The 16,914-nt window shown below is 72.4% G+C and carries 13 protein-coding genes; 7 read left to right on the top strand and 6 right to left on the bottom strand.

The window, feature by feature from the left end:
• Positions 1–10: 10 nt before the first annotated feature.
• The 5 genes from EDF51_RS18100 to EDF51_RS18080 are packed head-to-tail and all read right to left on the bottom strand — an operon-like array spanning position 11 to position 5,628.
• Positions 11–1,363, bottom strand: coding sequence for a DUF58 domain-containing protein (locus EDF51_RS18100; RefSeq protein ID WP_131845593.1), 1,353 nt, complete (start codon positions 1,361–1,363; stop codon positions 11–13).
• The gene (locus EDF51_RS18095) at positions 1,363–2,391 is read right to left on the bottom strand and encodes a MoxR family ATPase (protein ID WP_131845592.1); all 1,029 of its coding nucleotides are present in this window, start codon (positions 2,389–2,391) and stop codon (positions 1,363–1,365) included. Before EDF51_RS18095 ends, EDF51_RS18100 begins: the two co-directional genes overlap by 1 nt.
• Complete coding sequence (locus tag EDF51_RS18090; protein WP_134195915.1) at positions 2,388–3,620, bottom strand: DUF4350 domain-containing protein; 1,233 nt, start codon at positions 3,618–3,620, stop codon at positions 2,388–2,390. Before EDF51_RS18090 ends, EDF51_RS18095 begins: the two co-directional genes overlap by 4 nt.
• On the bottom strand, positions 3,617–4,258 hold the full coding sequence (locus tag EDF51_RS18085; protein ID WP_131845590.1) for a DUF4129 domain-containing protein: 642 nt from the start codon (positions 4,256–4,258) through the stop codon (positions 3,617–3,619). Before EDF51_RS18085 ends, EDF51_RS18090 begins: the two co-directional genes overlap by 4 nt.
• Entirely contained in the window at positions 4,255–5,628 is a 1,374-nt protein-coding gene (locus EDF51_RS18080) for a glycerophosphoryl diester phosphodiesterase membrane domain-containing protein (protein WP_131845589.1), read from the bottom strand. Before EDF51_RS18080 ends, EDF51_RS18085 begins: the two co-directional genes overlap by 4 nt.
• Positions 5,629–5,779: 151 nt before the next feature.
• Between EDF51_RS18080 and mtrA the strand changes: the two genes are divergently transcribed.
• The 6 genes from mtrA (at position 5,780) to secA (ending at position 14,458) form a co-directional block, all read left to right on the top strand.
• Positions 5,780–6,454, top strand: a complete 675-nt coding sequence (gene mtrA / locus EDF51_RS18075; RefSeq protein WP_123292246.1) for an MtrAB system response regulator MtrA — start codon at positions 5,780–5,782, stop codon at positions 6,452–6,454.
• A gap of 5 nt (positions 6,455–6,459) precedes the next feature.
• The gene (mtrB, locus tag EDF51_RS18070) at positions 6,460–8,181 is read left to right on the top strand and encodes an MtrAB system histidine kinase MtrB (protein ID WP_243649914.1); all 1,722 of its coding nucleotides are present in this window, start codon (positions 6,460–6,462) and stop codon (positions 8,179–8,181) included.
• Positions 8,181–9,875: a GerMN domain-containing protein gene (locus EDF51_RS18065; protein WP_131845588.1), complete on the top strand. Its 1,695-nt coding sequence runs from the start codon at positions 8,181–8,183 to the stop codon at positions 9,873–9,875. The genes mtrB and EDF51_RS18065 overlap by 1 nt, the downstream gene beginning before the upstream one ends.
• 100 nt (positions 9,876–9,975) lie before the next feature.
• Positions 9,976–10,644 carry a phosphoribosyltransferase family protein gene (locus tag EDF51_RS18060; RefSeq protein WP_131845587.1) on the top strand — a complete coding sequence of 223 codons (669 nt, stop codon included), beginning with the start codon at positions 9,976–9,978 and terminating at the stop codon, positions 10,642–10,644.
• Positions 10,645–10,804: 160 nt separating this feature from the next.
• Positions 10,805–11,506 carry a ribosome-associated translation inhibitor RaiA gene (gene raiA, locus EDF51_RS18055; RefSeq protein WP_134195913.1) on the top strand — a complete coding sequence of 234 codons (702 nt, stop codon included), beginning with the start codon at positions 10,805–10,807 and terminating at the stop codon, positions 11,504–11,506.
• A gap of 171 nt (positions 11,507–11,677) precedes the next feature.
• Entirely contained in the window at positions 11,678–14,458 is a 2,781-nt protein-coding gene (gene secA / locus EDF51_RS18050; RefSeq protein WP_123938737.1) for a preprotein translocase subunit SecA, read from the top strand.
• Positions 14,459–14,609: 151 nt separating this feature from the next.
• Here the strand turns inward: secA and EDF51_RS18045 are convergent, their stop codons facing one another.
• The gene (locus tag EDF51_RS18045) at positions 14,610–15,050 is read right to left on the bottom strand and encodes an Rv3235 family protein (protein WP_123938738.1); all 441 of its coding nucleotides are present in this window, start codon (positions 15,048–15,050) and stop codon (positions 14,610–14,612) included.
• A 118-nt stretch (positions 15,051–15,168) separates the two neighbouring features.
• Between EDF51_RS18045 and EDF51_RS18040 the strand changes: the two genes are divergently transcribed.
• Positions 15,169–16,668 carry a PAS domain-containing sensor histidine kinase gene (locus EDF51_RS18040; protein ID WP_111085963.1) on the top strand — a complete coding sequence of 500 codons (1,500 nt, stop codon included), beginning with the start codon at positions 15,169–15,171 and terminating at the stop codon, positions 16,666–16,668.
• The last annotated feature ends 246 nt before the right edge of the window (positions 16,669–16,914 follow it).

The raw sequence follows: 16,914 nt of genomic DNA, 5'->3' as shown, positions 1-16,914 counted from the left end.
CCGCCCGGTCTCAGAGCCGGCCGGTCGCCTTCGCGCGCAGGTAGGCGTCGGCCACGAGCGGTGGGACGTCCTCCGGTGCGCCACGGACGACCTCGGCGCCACTCCGGCGTGCGACGTCGGCGACGCCGTCGGCATCGAGCAGGGTGCGTTCGGCGGCTGCCCGCCGGTACACGTCGCGCTCCGCGCCGGTGGGGAGGCCCGGCACGCGTCCGCCCCGCGCGGTGCGGATCGTCGTGGCCGGGTCCACCCCGCCGCGCGCGGTCCGCTGCACCGCCGGGTCCTCGATGCTCGTCACCACGACGGCGTGCCGCCGGGTGAGCCGGGGCAGCACCGCCAGCAGGTCGCCGGAGGCACCGACCGAGTCGAGGCTCGACGCCAGCACGACGAGCGCCCGTGAGGTCGTGATCGAGTCGACGAGCGCCGGCACGGCGGACCAGTCGGTCGCGGCGAGTCCGGGTTCCGCCATCGCGAGGGCCTCGCCGAAGCGCTGGACCACGTCGGTGCGGGTCGCCCCGTGCACACGGTCGTGGACGGTGTCGTCGAGGACCGCCAGGTCGACCCGGTCGCCGGCGGCCGCGGCCAGGGCGCCGAGGAGCAGTGCGGACTCGATGAAGGTGTCGAGGCGCGGTTCGTCGGCCACCCGTCCGGCGCCGGCGCGTCCGGCGTCGACGACGACCACGACCCGACGGTCGCGCTCCGGGCGCCAGGTGCGGACCACGAGGTCCTGCCGTCGGGCGGTCGCTCGCCAGTCGATGGAGCGGACATCATCGCCCCGGACGTAGTCGCGCAGCGAGTCGAACTCGGTGCCGTGGCCGCGGAGCTGCAGGGTGGTCTCACCGTCGAGTTCGCGCAGCCGGGCCAGCCGTGACGGCAGGTGCCGTCGCGAGCGGAACGGCGGGGTGACGACGAGTTCGCCCGGCGCCGTGACGACCCGCTGCCGGGCGGCGAGACCGAGCGGACCGAACGCCCGGACCGCGACGCCGGCCGTGCGGCGTCGACCGCGGCGGAACGGGGTGAACCGCATGCGGGCGGTCCGTCGTTCGCCCGCGGGCACCGTCATCCGGACCCGGCGCGGCCGGTGTCCGGCCGAGGGCTCCCACATGTCGCGGACGATGCCCCGGAGCACCCGCCCGCCGTCGTTCGCGAGCACGAGCGTGCCGTCGGCGGTGCTGTCCCGACGGGCCAGTCGCGGCATCCGCCGTTCGACCCGCACGCGTGCCAGGTCGGCGGCGAGCAGGACGTCGAGGGCCGCGGCGAGCAGCACGACGACGACCCACGCCAGGCCGGCCCACCCGCTGGCGAGCAGCACGGTGGGCACGATGGCGACGGCGAGCAGCGCGACGAACCGGCCGGAGACCGCCACTAGATCGGCACCCGCACCTGCTCGAGCACCTGCTGGAGCACCCCGTCGGCGCCGACGCCCTCGAGCTCGGCGTCGGCGGCCACCCGGAGCCGGTGCCGCCAGACCGGCAGGGCCATCGCCTGCACGTGGTCGGGCGTGATGGCGTCGTAGCCGGTGAGCCACGCCCAGGCCTTCGCGGCGGCGAGCAGGGCCGTCGCACCGCGCGGGCTGACCCCGACGCGGACGGACGGTGCCTGACGGGTGGCGCGGGCGAGGTCGACGATGTACGCCAGCACGTCGTCACGGGCACCGACGGCCCGGACGGCGCGCTGCGCGGCGAGGACCTCGTCGACGCCGACCACGGGGGTGATGCCCGCCGACCGGACGTCCCGCGGCACGAAGCCGTCGGCGTGCCGGCGGAGGACCTGCCACTCGACGTCGCGCGGCGGGATGTCGAGCGTCAGCTTCACCAGGAAGCGGTCGAGCTGCGCCTCGGGGAGCGTGTAGGTGCCCTCGAACTCGATCGGGTTCATGGTCGCGGCGACGAAGAACGGGTCGGGCAGCAGCCGGGCGTCGCCGTCGACGCTGACCTGGCGTTCCTCCATCGCCTCGAGCAGGGCGGACTGGGTCTTCGGGGGTGTGCGGTTCACCTCGTCGGCGAGCAGCACGTTCGTGAAGACGGGGCCCTCGCGGAACGGGAACGTGCCGGTGGAGGCGTCGTACACGAGCGAACCGGTCACGTCGCCGGGCATCAGGTCCGGCGTGAACTGGATCCGCTTCGTGTCGAGGGACATCGCGGCGGCCAGGCTGCGGACGAGCAGGGTCTTGGCGACGCCGGGCACGCCCTCGAGCAGCACGTGCCCCTGCGCCAGGAGTCCGACGATCATGCCGGACACCGCGCCCTCCTGCCCGACGACGGCCTTGGCGACCTCGGCCCGGACCCGCCCGAAGGCGTCGCGGAGCCCGGGGTCGTGCTGGTTCCGGTCGTGCGGGGCGCGGTCGCCCGGTGCTGGGACGTGCTGGTCGGGGGCAGCTGGCAGGTCGGTCACGGTCGTGCTCCTGGTCGGTCTTGGTCGGTGCTGGGACGGTCGCCCGAGGTGGATCGTCGGACGGCCCGTTCGAGGTCGTCGAGTGCCCTCGTGCCGTCGACGAGGGCACGGTCGTCGGAGGTCGGACCGCCGACGAGGACGGCGCCGACGCGGTCGTGCGGGATGCCGGTGGCGCGGGCCGCTGCGCGGACGACGTCGTCGACGTGCGCGGACCGGGGGAGTCCGAGCAGCCGGCCGATCCGGCGCACCGCGGCGACGCGGAGGGTGTCCAGGGCGTGCGTGCGGTCGTGGGTGCGCGCGTACATCCGGGCCCGGCCCTCGGTGGTCTCGGCGGCGCGCACCACGACGGGCATCCGTTCGACGACGAGCGGCCCGAGACGTCGGCCCCGCCACACCGCGGCGGCGACGGCCACCAGGGCGAGCAGCGCGAGGCCGCTCGGCACCCACGGCGGCGCGAGCTCGCCGAGGGTCGGGGCGGCGTCGGGGGCGCCGACGGTCGGCGTGTACCAGGTGAGGCGGTCGTCCGAGCCGAGCAGCCCGAGGGCGAGCGCGGCGTTCCCGGCGGTCGTGATCGTGTCGTTGCGGAACGCCGACGTGGTGCCGACGAGGGTGACGTCGCCGCCGGGCGTCGCCGTGCGGACGAGTCCCCAGGCTCGGTCGTCGCCGCTGCCGGACGGCGCGCAGCGGTCCGCGTCGGGGTCGTCCACCGTGTAGCCGTACCCGGCGGTGGACACCCGCGCAGCCGACGCCGCGGCCGGGATCGCACAGGACGCGGTGGACACGGTGTCGTCGCCCTCGGGCGCGGTGGCCGTGGTGACGTCGAGGCCGAACGACGTGAACGGCGTGGAGTCGACGCCCACCAGGACCACGTGCTCGGCGGTCCGGGCGATGCGCTCGGCGACGCCTGGGTCGAGGACGCCGTCGGAGTCGTCGACGAACACCGTGCCACCGTCGATCCCGTCAGCCCGGTCGGTCACCCGGACGGAGGTGCCACGCTGCTCCAGGACACGGACCAGCGCCGCCGATCCGCTCGCGGTGGTCGAGGTGGGGTCGAGCGGCCGGCGGTCCGGGCCCTCGGCGCCCTGCACCACGGCGGTGAGCACGGCGAGCACGAGCCCGACGAGCACGATCGCGACCCAGAAGCCGACCCGGAGCCGGCGGCCCTCTGGCTGGTCCGGCGACGGCGCACCCGTGCGCGGCACGGCGGCGGTGGCGGTGCTGGCGGTCATGCCGGTACCACCGGCCCGGAGGACCTGGCCGGACGAGCCTGGCGCACGGCACGCTCGGTGTCGAGGACCCGGCGAGCGGTGGCCTCGTCGGCGTCGAGCCCGAGGTAGCGGACGGCGTCGAAGGCCGTCGCCGCGTCGTCGAGCGCCGGGGCCTCGGCGGGGAAGGGCACGGCTGCGCGGGCGGCGATGGTGCGTGCGGTGGCCCCGGGGACGTCCGGGACCAGGTCGCGCTCGCCGAGGCCGCGGGCGGCCGCCCGGAAGCCGTCGAGGACCGCCGCCGACCAGTCGCCCCGGCGGATCGCGGACTGTGCGGCGTCGAGCAGTTCCCGGGCGGACCGGAGGTCGTCGTCGTCGAACACCCCGCCGGCGTCGTCCGCGCCGCTGCGTGCACGACGTCGGGGGAGCCCGCGGGCCACGACGACGAGCACGACGACGGCGACGAGCACCACGATCGCGATCACCAGGGCCGTGCGGGCCGCGACGGGGGAGTCGAGTCCGTCGGCGCGGAGGGACCCGAGCCAGTCCAGGAACGTCCGTGACGCGCGGTCCCACCACGTCACGTGGGCGCCGTCGTACGCGGGCCGGTCGAGTTCGCGTTCGAGCAGGCGGCGGGCCTCGTCGGGGTCGACCGCGGTCATGCGGTCCCGTCCGGCGGGCGGTGCTGCCCCTGCTGCTGCGGGTGTTGCGGTTGTTGCGGCCACGGTTGCTGCGGTCCGGGCCAGGGCTGCTGCGCCTGCTGCTGTCCGGGCCACGCCTGCGGGGGCTGTCCGGGCCACTGCTGCGGCTGCTGCTGCCCGGCCCACTGCTGCGGCGGCCACGGCGGTCGGGAGACCGGCGCGGACGGTGCGAACGGGTCGGCCGGCTGCCCGGTGTCGAGGTGCGACGCGATGCGCTGGTCGAGGGCCTCGGTCCGGATCCGCCGGTCGATGGTCAGGAAGGTGACGACCGCCGCGCTCAGCACGTCGGTGACGCACTGCACCGCGATCGCGAGCAGGCTGCCGATGACGATCAGGACGAGGGCGCCCGCACCGATGCCCGAGGACGCGTCGGTCTGCCCGAGCGGGTCGAACACGCCGCCGACGAGCACGGCCCCGATGGTGAGCGGCGCCGTGGCGATCGAGGCCGCGACGCCGAACATCACCTGCACGAGCAGCAGGATGCCGAAGGTCCGCCAGAACGCCCCGCGGGTGAGCCGCCACGACTGCGCGGCGGCGGCGAAGACCGGTCGGCCCTCGAGCGCGATGGTCGGCACGGTGAAGGCGAACCGGATGCCGAGCCACGTCAGCACGACACCGAAGCCGAGCACCATCACGAAGACCGCCAGGACGAACCACCCGGCGCCGGCGTCCCCGGCACCGAGCGCCGCGAAGAACCCGAAGAACACCACCGCGACGATGATCCCGACGACGAGCCCCGCGCCGATCTGCACGAACATCCACCCGACGACCGGCCACCGCCGCCCGGCGAGCAACGCCCAGAGCCCCCGGAAGGTCGCGCGACGGCCGAGCACCCGCTGGCCGGTGTCCGCGGCGACCGGTGCCACCAGGAAGCCGCGCCCGAGGTACGCCAGGAACGGCAGGCCGATCGTCAGCAGGATCCACAGCGTCACCGAGCCCGCGACGATCGTGTCGCCACCACCGCTGCCGTCGAACGCCGTCATCATCCGCGACTGCAGCGCCTGCTGGCCGAACGTGCTGACGAGGGTGGAGAGCAGCCCGAGCACGCCGCTCAGCAGCACGCTCCAGAGCAGCAGGACGCGGGCGTTGCGGCGGAAGACCGTGAAGGCGCCGCCGAGCACGTCACCGAACCCGAGCGGCCGCAGGGGGATCACCGGACGCGAGCCGGACGGCGCACGACCGCCGGGGGGTCGACCCGGCCCCGGGGCGGGCGGCGGCGGCGCGGAGAAGCGGGGCGGGCCTCCCGGCTGTCCCTGCCACGCGCCCTGCTGCCCGGCGCCCTGCTGCCCGGCCCCCTGCTGACCACCGCCAGGCGTCTGCCAATCGGACATGACCTCGGCCCCCTTCGTCGTGTCGGTCCGCGCTGCGACGCGCGGTACACCTCCATCCTGGCGGAAAACGCCGCGTGACGGGGCCTCGGCTATCGTGTGGGGACACGTGCCGACCCGGCACCACCCGCACGCCACACGGAGTCCACATCACATGACACCGCGCATCCTCGTCGTCGACGACGACCAGGCCCTCGCCGAGATGATCGGCATCGTCCTCCGCTCGGAGGGCTACGAACCCGAGTTCAGCGCTGACGGCAACGACGCCGTCGACGCGTTCCACAGCACGAAGCCGGACCTCGTCCTGCTCGACGTGATGCTCCCGGGCATCGACGGCATCGAGGTCTGCAAGCGCATCCGTGCCGAGAGCGGCACGCCGATCATCATGCTCACCGCCAAGAGCGACACCGCCGACGTCGTCCTCGGCCTCGAGAACGGTGCCGACGACTACGTCGTCAAGCCGTTCAACCCGAAGGAGCTCGTCGCCCGCATCCGCACGCGGCTGCGGCCGAGCGCCACCGACGCCACGGTGCTGCACGTCGGTGACGTGACGGTCGACGTCGCCGGGCACGAGGTCCGCCGCGGCGACACCGTCATCGCGCTCACCCCGCTCGAGTTCGACCTGCTCCGCGCGCTCGCCGAGAAGCCGAACCAGGTCTTCACCCGCGAGATGCTGCTCGAGCAGGTCTGGGGCTACCACTACAAGGCCGACACCCGCCTGGTGAACGTGCACGTCCAGCGCCTGCGCGCGAAGATCGAGCACGACCCGGACAACCCGAAGACCGTCACCACGGTCCGCGGCGTCGGGTACCGGGCCGGAGGAGCCTGACCACCGTGCCGCCCGCCCCGCCCGCCGGCACCACTCCCGGCACGGCAGCCGGTGCCGCCCCCGGCACGGCCACCGTGTCGATCGGGGTGGTCGGCCGTGGCCGACGACGGATGCGCCGCTGGGTCCGCCGTGGCTGGCGGCCCGTCGCGTACGTGTGGCGCCGGTCCCTGATGTTCCGCTCGGTCGCCATCACCGTGATGACGACCGGACTGGCGGTCGGGATCATCGGCACCGCCGTCATGGTGAGCATCTCGACGAACGTCTACTCGCAGCGCCGCGACCAGATCGAGTCCGAGTCGGCCCGCGCGACCATCGTCGCGCAGGGGATCTTCGACGCCGCCACCGCGGCCGAGGACAACAACCAATCCGAGCTCGAGACGCTGCAGAACGAGGCGCAGCAGGCGATCCTGTCGAACACGACGAGCCCCGGCGGCACGAGCATCGCGATCGAGCGGAGCCCGGACCAGTCCACCCCGCAGACGCTGCAGACCATCGCGAGCCAGGACTTCCCGGACGCCGTCATCACGGACGCCCTGCGCAAGGAGGTCGGCGCGAACACCGGCAAGCTCAGCCTGCAGCCGGTGCAGCTCGACGACGACGGCCGCCGCGTGCCCGGGCTGGCCGTCGGCTCGACGCTGCAGATCCCGAGCGCCGGCCAGTACGAGCTGTACCTGGTCTACGACCTGTCCGATGCCCAGCAGACCCTCGACTTCGTGTCGCAGACGCTCTCGATCGGCGGCGTCGCGCTCATGGTGCTCATCGCCCTGGTGACCTCGCTCGTCGTGCGGCTGGTCGTCGTCCCGATCCGCGAGGCAGCGGAGACGAGCCGCAAGATCGCGGCCGGACGCCTCGACGAACGCATCCCGGTGCGCGGCCAGGACGACCTGGCGACCCTCGCGCGGAGCTTCAACGGCATGGCCGAGGCCGTCAGCCGGCAGATCACCCAGCTCGCCGAGCTCTCCCGCGTGCAGCAGCGCTTCGTGTCCGACGTGTCCCACGAGCTGCGCACGCCGCTCACCACCATCCGGCTCGCCGGCGACATGCTCTTCGACTCGCGGCACGCGTTCGAGCCCTCGGTCGGGCGCTCGGCCGAGCTCCTGCACGCCCAGGTGGAGCGGTTCGAGCTGCTGCTCGCCGACCTGCTCGAGATCTCCCGCTACGACGCGCAGGCCGTGCAGCTCGACACCGAGCCGTCGGTGCCGGCGGCGCTCGCCGCGGACATCGTCGAGGAGTTCCGCCCCCTGGCCGAACGCGCCGGCATCGACCTGCAGCTCGCCACACCCGGCGGCCACACCACGATGCGGCTCGACGCCAAGCGCGTGCGTCGCATCCTGCGCAACCTGGTCGGCAACGCGATCGAGCACGGTGACGCCAAGCCGGTCCAGGTCGTCGTCGACAGCGATGCCCGCACGGTCGCCATCGCGGTGCGCGACCAGGGCGTCGGCATGCCGCCGGAGGACGCAGCACGGGTGTTCGACCGGTTCTGGCGCGCCGACCCGAGCCGCAAGCGCACCATCGGCGGCACCGGCCTGGGTCTCGCGATCAGCCTGGGCGACGCGAAGCTGCACGGTGGTCGGATCGACGTGTGGTCGCGCCCCGGTCAGGGATCGACCTTCGTGCTGACGCTGCCCCGCAACGAACAGGTCACCGCCGCGACGTCGGCGATCCCGCTGCCCGAGCTCGACGAGTCGTACGACGGCCCCCGCGCCGTGCGAGAGGAGTCCTGATGCGCCCCCGCCTCCGTCCCCGCTTCCGGCACGTCGTCGCCGCGGCGTTGGCGGCCGTCAGTGTGCTGGCGCTCACCGCCTGCGCCGCCATCCCCGTCGACGGCGCCGTCCGCACCGGGCAGACGATCAAGGACGAGTCGCTGTCCGGCGTCGACTTCCGGCCGGACAAGCCGATCACCGGCTCCGACCAGACGGCGATCCTGCGCGGGTTCATCGCGGCGGCCACCGGCGCACAGGACAACTACGCCATCGCCCGGCAGTTCCTCGCCTCGGACTTCTCGCAGCAGTGGAACCCGCGGCAGGGTGTCACGATCCGCGACGGCAGCGGCACCGTCGAGCGCGCCGACGACCGCGAGCTGACGTACACGCTCACCGCGAGCGCGACCGTCGACTCCGAGGGGGAGTACACCCAGGCGGTCCGCCCGACCTCGTCCACGCTGACGTTCCAGTTCACCCGCGAGGACGGCGAGTGGCGCATCGCCTACGCCCCGGACGGCATCATCCTGTCCCCGGTGAGCTTCGACTCCGTCTTCCAGCAGCACGCCCTGTACTTCTACGACCCGACGTTCCGGTTCCTCGTGCCCGACGAGCGCTGGTTCCTCGCCCGCTCGTCCACCAGCACCCGCATCGCCAGCGCCCTGATGGCCGGTCCCGCCGACTGGCTGAAGGGCGCCGTGGTCTCGTCGTTCCCCGAGGGCACCCAGCTCTCCCTGAACGCGGTCACCATCGACAGCGGCACGGCACTCGTCGACCTGTCCAGCGACGCCCTGCGCGCCAGCACCGTCGACCGCGTCCGGATGCGTGAGCAGCTGAGCAAGTCGCTCGCCTCGGTCGCCACGATCTCGTCGGTGTCGATGACCATCGAGGGCGCGAGCCTGTCCGTCCCGGACTCGAGCGGGGCGAACGCGCAGCAGAACCCGGACGTCGACCCCCGCCCCCTCGTCGACGAGGACGGTGTGGTCGGCTACGCGGCCTCGGGCACCGGCAAGGTCTCGAAGCTCGGCGGCGGCGTCGGCGACACCGTGGCCGGCCTCGACCCGACCTCGATCTCGCTGTCCGCCTCCGGCACCACGGCCGCCGTCGGCAACCGCGACGGTGCCGTCGTCGTCCGCGGTGACGACCACCTGCGCGTCGACGCCCGCGAGGACCTCGTCGCCCCCGCGATCGACGACCTCGGGTTCGTCTGGGTCGGCCAGTCGTCGGACACCCGCCGGATCACCGCCTACGGCCTCGGCGGCGACCCGCACCAGGTCGCGACGTCGTTGCCGCGCGGTGACCTCGTGTCGTTCCAGGTCTCCCGCGACTCGACCCGGGCACTCGCCCTGATCCAGACCGCCGACGGCCCCGGCCTGTACGTGATGGCGATCATCCGCGGGTCCGACCGGTCCCCGACGTCGTTCGGCGCCGCCGTGCGGGTGCAGGCTGCCACCGGCGACGCCGTCGGGGCGACGTGGGTGAACGACACCGACGTGGCGTCGGTCGGGCAGACCACGGCCGGTCCGAACGTCGTCCGGACCACGATCGGCGGGCAGTCGAGCACCCTGCCGAAGCCGGACGGTCGCGCGACCTCGATCAGCGGCGGGAGCGGTGGTGCGCTGCTGCTCCGGATGTCGAGCGGGTCGGTGCTGCAGTCCACCGGCGGCGGTTGGGACACCACCGGCGTGACCGCGGACGTGCTCGGCGTCCAGCGCTGACGTCGCGGTCACCCCTCCACACCCACCCCGGCCGGGAGGCCCGTCCACCGTCCGCCATGTCGGCGCACGCCCGCCGTGCGGTCGCCACCACACTCGTCGCATGCGCACCGAGGACCCGCTCACGCCGTGGCGCGACGCGGCGCTCGCGGTGCTCGGCCTGTTCCTGCCGGTGGAGTGCCTGGGCTGCGGACGCCCCGACCGTGCGCTCTGCCGGGCCTGCCGCGCCGCCCTGGCCGGACGCCCGCGTCGGGTCCGACTCGTCGCGGGCGTGCGGCTCGACGCCGCCTTCGAGTACGAGGGACTCGTCCGGACCCTGCTGCTCGAGCTGAAGCTCCGCGGTCGGGTGGACGTCGCACGACCGCTCGGCGCTCGCTTCGGCTCGCTCGTGCGTGCCGCGCTCGCCGAGGCACCCGTGGACACCGTCGTGCTGCGGGTCCCGCCGTCGCGGGCGGGGGCACGGCGTCGGGGGTTCGACCCCGTGGTGCTGCTGCTCGCCCGCGGCGGCGTCCGTGGCACCGGGCGGCTCCGACGGGTGCGGGTCCGGGGTGGACCGGCGAGCGGGGGGCCGGGTCAGAAGGAACGGACGGCGATCGAGCGGGTCGCCGCGACCGTCGGGACGCTGCGGGCGTGCGGGGTCGACGGGCGGGACGTGGTGCTCGTGGACGACGTCGTGACGACCGGCGTCACGATGGCCGAGGGCGTGCGGGCGGTCCGCGCCGCGGGCGGCCGGGTCGTCCGGTGCGTGGCCGTCGCGAGCGTCGAGGACTGACGGCTCGGTGAACACCGGGTGACCGCTGTGCGTCCGGTGGGTGTCCGGCAGACTCGCCGACGCACCGTGACGCGGGACCTGTGGCGGGTCTAGCCTCGCGGCAAGGCGTTCGGGTTCGCCGGATGGAGGCGACGCGCCGAAGCTCGATGGGAGCCGCGACATGGACGTGACGATCACAGGCCGGAACGTCGGGGTCACCGACCGATTCCGCACCTACGTCGAACAGAAGTCCGAGAAGATCGACGTGCTCGCTGACCGTGCGCTCGCCTTCGAGGTGCGCATCAGCCGCCACCACGAGAAGTCGGGCGGCAGCCAGGGCGAGGACCGCATCGAGCTGACGCTCATCGGTCCCGGGCCCCTCGTGCGGGCGGAGTCCGCGGCGTCCGACAAGTACGCCGCCTTCGACCTCGCCTTCGCCCGCATCATGGAACGGCTGCGTCGTGCTCGTGACCGGCGCAAGGTGCACCGCGGTCGTCACCGCCCGACCTCGGTGGCCGAGGCCGCAGGCAGTGGTTTCGACGGCATGGGGGTGGTCCCCGCTGACGGCCGCCTCATCGAGGACGTCGCCACCGGCGCGGTCCCGGTCGTCGACGCCGACGCACCGGAGGACGAGGACGACGAGGTCTACAGCCCCGTGGTCATCCGGCACAAGGTCTTCGAGGCCGCGCCGATGACCGTCGACGACGCCCTGTACTTCATGGAGCTCGTCGGACACGACTTCTACCTGTTCGTGGACGCCGAGACCCACCGCCCGAGCGTCGTCTACCGACGCAAGGGCTGGGACTACGGCGTGATCGGCATCGACGACCAGACCGGTGCCACGGCGTCGGTGGACGCCGAGCCGGCCGCGGCGCTCGCCTGACGCGATCGCTGCGGACACCGTCCGACCCGTGTGTGCGCGGTCCGTTCGCGGGCCGCGCACACCGCTGCCCCCACACCGACAGCCCTCACAGCGCACGGCACCGGGGGGTTGCTAGCATGACTGGTCGATCGGGCGCGCAGGTCGCGCACGACGACCCCGTAAGGAGCTCACGTGGCAAACGTGCTGGAGAAGGTCCTCCGCATCGGCGAAGGACGCACCGTCCGCCGGCTGAAGGCGTACGCCTCGGCGATCAACGACCTCGAGGACGACTTCTCGAGCCTCACCGACGAGGAACTCCAGGACGAGACGAAGGAGCTGCGCGAGCGGTACGCCAACGGCGAGACCCTCGACGACCTGCTCCCCGAGGCGTTCGCCGCCGTGCGGGAAGCAGCGAAGCGCACCCTCGGCATGCGGCACTTCGACGTGCAGCTCATGGGCGGGGCGGCCCTGCACCTCGGCAACATCGCCGAGATGAAGACCGGTGAGGGCAAGACCCTCGTCGCGACGACGGCGGCGTACCTCAACGCGATCCCGTCGCGCGGCGTGCACGTCATCACGGTCAACGACTACCTGGCGTCGTACCAGTCCGAGATCATGGGCCGCGTCTTCCGTGCCCTCGGCATGACGACCGGCTGCATCATCGCCAACCAGACGCCGGCCGAGCGCCGCGAGCAGTACGCCGCGGACATCACCTACGGCACGAACAACGAGTTCGGCTTCGACTACCTGCGCGACAACATGGCGTGGCAGGCCTCCGACATGGTGCAGCGCGGCCACTTCTTCGCCGTCGTCGACGAGGTCGACTCGATCCTCATCGACGAGGCCCGCACGCCGCTCATCATCTCCGGCCCGTCCTCGGGCGAGGCCAACCGGTGGTTCACGGAGTTCGCCTCGATCGCCAAGCGCCTGACCCCGGGCGAGGACTACGAGGTCGACGAGAAGAAGCGCACCGTCGGCGTGCTCGAGCCCGGCATCGAGAAGGTCGAGGACTACCTCGGCATCGACAACCTGTACGAGTCGGCGAACACCCCGCTCATCTCGTTCCTCAACAACTCCATCAAGGCCGTCGCCCTGTTCAAGCGCGACAAGGACTACGTCGTGATGAACGGCGAGGTGCTCATCGTCGACGAGCACACCGGCCGCATCCTGATGGGCCGTCGCTACAACGAGGGCATCCACCAGGCGATCGAGGCGAAGGAGAACGTCGAGGTCAAGGCGGAGAACCAGACCCTCGCCACGGTCACGCTGCAGAACTACTTCCGGCTGTACCAGAAGCTCTCCGGCATGACCGGTACCGCCGAGACCGAAGCGGCCGAGTTCATGTCGACCTACAAGCTCGGCGTGGTCCCGATCCCGACGAACAAGCCGATGCAGCGCATCGACCAGACCGACCTGGTCTACAAGAACGAGAAGTCGAAGTTCGAGCAGGTCGCCGAGGACATCGCCGAGCGCCACGAGCAGGGCCAGCCCGTCCTCGTCGGCACCACGAGCGTCGAGAAGTCCGAGTACCTGTCGAAGCTCCTCGCCAAGAAGGGCGTGAAGCACGAGGTCCTCAACGCGAAGAACCACGCTCGTGAAGCCGCGATCGTCGCCCAGGCCGGTCGCCTCGGCGCCGTCACCGTCGCGACGAACATGGCCGGCCGAGGCACCGACATCATGCTCGGCGGCAACTCCGAGTTCCTGGCGGTGCAGGAGATGCACGCCAAGGGCCTGTCGCCGACCGAGACCCCCGACGAGTACGAAGCCGAGTGGGACGAGGTCTTCGCCCGCGTCAAGGCCGAGGTCGAGGTCGAAGGCGACAAGGTCCGCGAGGCCGGTGGACTCTACGTCCTCGGCACCGAGCGCCACGAGTCGCGCCGCATCGACAACCAGCTGCGCGGTCGTTCCGGTCGTCAGGGTGACCCGGGTGAGAGCCGCTTCTACCTGTCGCTCACCGACGACCTCATGCGCCTGTTCAACTCCGGTGCCGCCGAGAGCCTCATGGGCCGCTCGAACGTGCCGGACGACCTGGCGATCGAGAACAAGCTCGTCGGCCGCGCGATCCGTTCCGCCCAGGCACAGGTCGAGGGCCGGAACGCCGAGATCCGCAAGAACGTCCTGAAGTACGACGACGTCCTGAACCGGCAGCGCGAGGCGATCTACAGCGACCGCCGCCACATCCTCGAGGGCGACGACCTGCACGACCGTGCGCAGTCGTTCCTCAAGGCCGTCATCGACGACGTGATCGACACCCACACCGGTGAGGGCTCGCCGGACGACTGGGACCTCGACGCCATGTGGACCGAGCTCGGCACGCTCTACCCGATCTCGATCTCCATCGACGAGGTCATCACCGAGGCCGGCTCGAAGGGCAAGGCGTCGCGGGACTTCCTCGGCCGCGAGATCCTCTCCGACGCCAAGCTGGCGTACTCCACGCGTGAGGAGCTCCTCGGCGACGAGGCGATGCGCGAGCTCGAGCGTCGTGTCGTCCTGTCGGTGATCGACCGCCGCTGGCGCGACCACCTGTACGAGATGGACTACCTCAAGGACGGTATCGGCCTCCGCGCGATGGCGCAGCGTGACCCGCTCGTCGAGTACCAGCGCGAGGGCTACGCGCTGTTCCAGACGATGATGGGCCAGATCCGCGAAGAGTCGGTCGGCTACCTGTTCAACCTCGAGGTCCAGGTGCAGTCCGACGGCGAGAACGCCGTCATCGAGGCCAAGGGTCTCGGCGAGGACGAGGTCTCCGGCCTCGAGTACTCGGCACCGTCGATCGACGGCGAGGTCGAGGTGCGCGACGAGAAGGGCCGCCTCGAGCAGGCCGCCACGGCGCGTGCGCAGCAGGCCCAGGCCGAGGCCGAGGCAGCTGCCGAGCCCGAGCAGGGCTCCGCGTTCGGCAACGCAGCCACGGCCTCCGGCCAGGCTGCCGCGGCCGGCAACCGTGCCGAGCGTCGTCAGGCGTCCAAGAAGTAGTCCGCGTGCGCGTGAGCGCATCGTGAGCAGCAATGGTCGGGTCCCGCGTCGGGACCCGACCATTGCTGCTCACCAGGCGCACCACGCGCGCCGACGGCGGACGGGAGGCCCGTGGCGACACCGCCACGGGCCTCCCGTCCGCGTCAGGCACCTACAGGACGCCGATCGCGGTGGCCCGCCACCTGCCGTCCCGCGTCTCCAACCGCATCGCCACGGCGCGTGCATGGCTGCGCGTGTGCACGACGACGGTCGCCTCGGCGACGCCGTCCGCCGGTCGGCAGACGAGCACGCTGCCGACCCGCAGCACCGCTCGGCTCCGCGACCGTCGGCGCACCGAGCGGGCGTGCGCGGCCACGGCTGCACGTTGCTGCAGGTGCCGGTGCACGTCGTCGGTGATCCAGCGGGCGATGCTGTCGACCTCGCGGGCCCCGGTCAGGACCTCGGCGACGCACAGTCCCAGGGCGCGTGCGGTGTCCGCCGGGTCTGGAGGGCCGCTCGCCGGTTCCTCGACCGGTTGCGGTTCGACGATCGTCAGTGGCGGCGAGTGTGCCGTCGTCGTCGTGTGGTCGATCCGGCGTGCCTGCTCCGCCACCCCTGCCCCTTCCGTTGCTGGAGCGAGCGTATGGGGCGTGCAACATGAGAAATACAAAGCTGCTGGGCCTGTGGAGAGCACGACGTTGTCCACAAGTCGGCGCACCTAGACTGGCTGGGTGTCGACCCTCAGTGACCTCGTCCTCGCGCAAGGCCGTTCCTCCGAAGCCGACGTGGAGTGGCTCCACCTGCTCGTGGGGGACTGGCAGCTCCTCGCCGACCTGTCCTTCGCCGACATGGTGCTGTGGGTGCCGACTGCCGAGGACGGCTCGTTCGTCGCCGTGGCACACGCCCGACCGAGCTCCGCGGCCACGCTGTTCTACCGCGACATCGTCGGCCAGGAGATCCGCGAGGAGTGGCGCGGTCAGGTGACCGAGAGCTTCGCCGGCGCCCGCGTCGTCGACTCCGCTGAGCCCGACTGGTACGAGGACACCCCCACCCGGGTCCGTGCGATCCCGGTGCTGCGGCGCCTCAGTGCCAAGAGCGCAGAGACCACCGAGCGGCCGATCGCCGTCGTCACGCGGCACTCCAACCAGGACGAGATGCGGACGCCGAGCCGTCAGGAACTGAACTTCACCGCGAGTGCGAACGACCTGTTCGGCATGATCGCGACGGGCGACTTCCCGGACCTCGGAGCACCAGCCGGTCCGCGCCGCGGCGCCCCGCGCGCCAGTGACGGCCTGCTGCGCCTCGACACCGCCGGCATCGTCACCTTCGCCAGCCCGAACGGCCTGAGCGCCTTCAACCGGATGGGCTTCGAGGGGGAACTCGAGCGGAAGTCCCTCGCCGAGGTCACGACCGAGCTCATCGGCGCGCAGCTCGACGTCGACGAGTCACTGCCCCTCGTCGTGACCGGTCGTGCTCCGTGGCGGGCCGACATCGAGTCGAAGGGCGTGACGGTGTCGCTCCGGTCGATCCCGCTCCGCGACCACGGCGACCGCATCGGTGCGATCGTGCTCTGCCGCGACGTGTCGGAGCTCCGGCACCAGGAGCGCGAGCTCATCACCAAGGACGCGACGATCCGCGAGATCCACCACCGCGTCAAGAACAACCTGCAGACGGTGGCGTCGTTGCTGCGCATCCAGGCTCGTCGCACGCACTCCGACGAGGCACGAACCTCGCTGCAGAACGCCATGCGCCGCGTGGCTGCCATCGCGGTCGTGCACGACACGCTGTCGAGCGGCCTGAGTCAGACGGTCGACTTCGACGACGTCTTCGACTCGGTGCTCAAGCTCGTCACCGAGGTCGCCGCGTCGCACAACACGACCGTGCACCCGAAGAAGACCGGCGAGTTCGGGGTGCTGCCGTCCGAGGCTGCCACGCCGCTCGCACTCGGGCTCACCGAGCTCGTCACGAACGCCGTCGAGCACGGGCTGGACGGCCGCGACGGTGAGGTCGAGATCGTCGCCCGCCGGTTCGACGACCACCTGGAGATCGAGGTCCGTGACAACGGCGTGGGTCTGCCCGAGGGGAAGGTCGGGTCGGGTCTCGGCACCCAGATCGTCCGCACGCTCATCCAGGGCGAGCTCGGCGGCACGATCGACTGGCACACCCTGACCGGCAGCGGCACCGAGGTGACGATCACCATCCCGTTCCGCTGGCTGACCGCTCCCGCCTAGCCCCCGCGCTGCGCCGCGCCCGTGGGAGTTGCGCGTCGGGTTCGCGCCCGCTCGTGAGGTTCCGAGATCTGCGCATCTCGGCGTGCGATCGCGCGTGTTGCGGAACCGCCGTGATCAGCGCGCGGCGTGTTGTGGAACCCGGGCGGCTGTCGGACGGGAGGCCCGTGGGCGCGTCGCCACGGGCCTCCCGTCCGTCGTTCGGTCGCGTCTCGGGCCGCGCCGAGGTTCCGAGATCTGCGCATCTCG

It is taken from the genome of Curtobacterium sp. PhB25, from assembly GCF_004365375.1.
Taxonomy (GTDB): domain Bacteria; phylum Actinomycetota; class Actinomycetes; order Actinomycetales; family Microbacteriaceae; genus Curtobacterium.
Note: the sequence above shows the minus strand (reverse complement) of the source record. Positions and strands in the feature narration are given on the sequence as shown.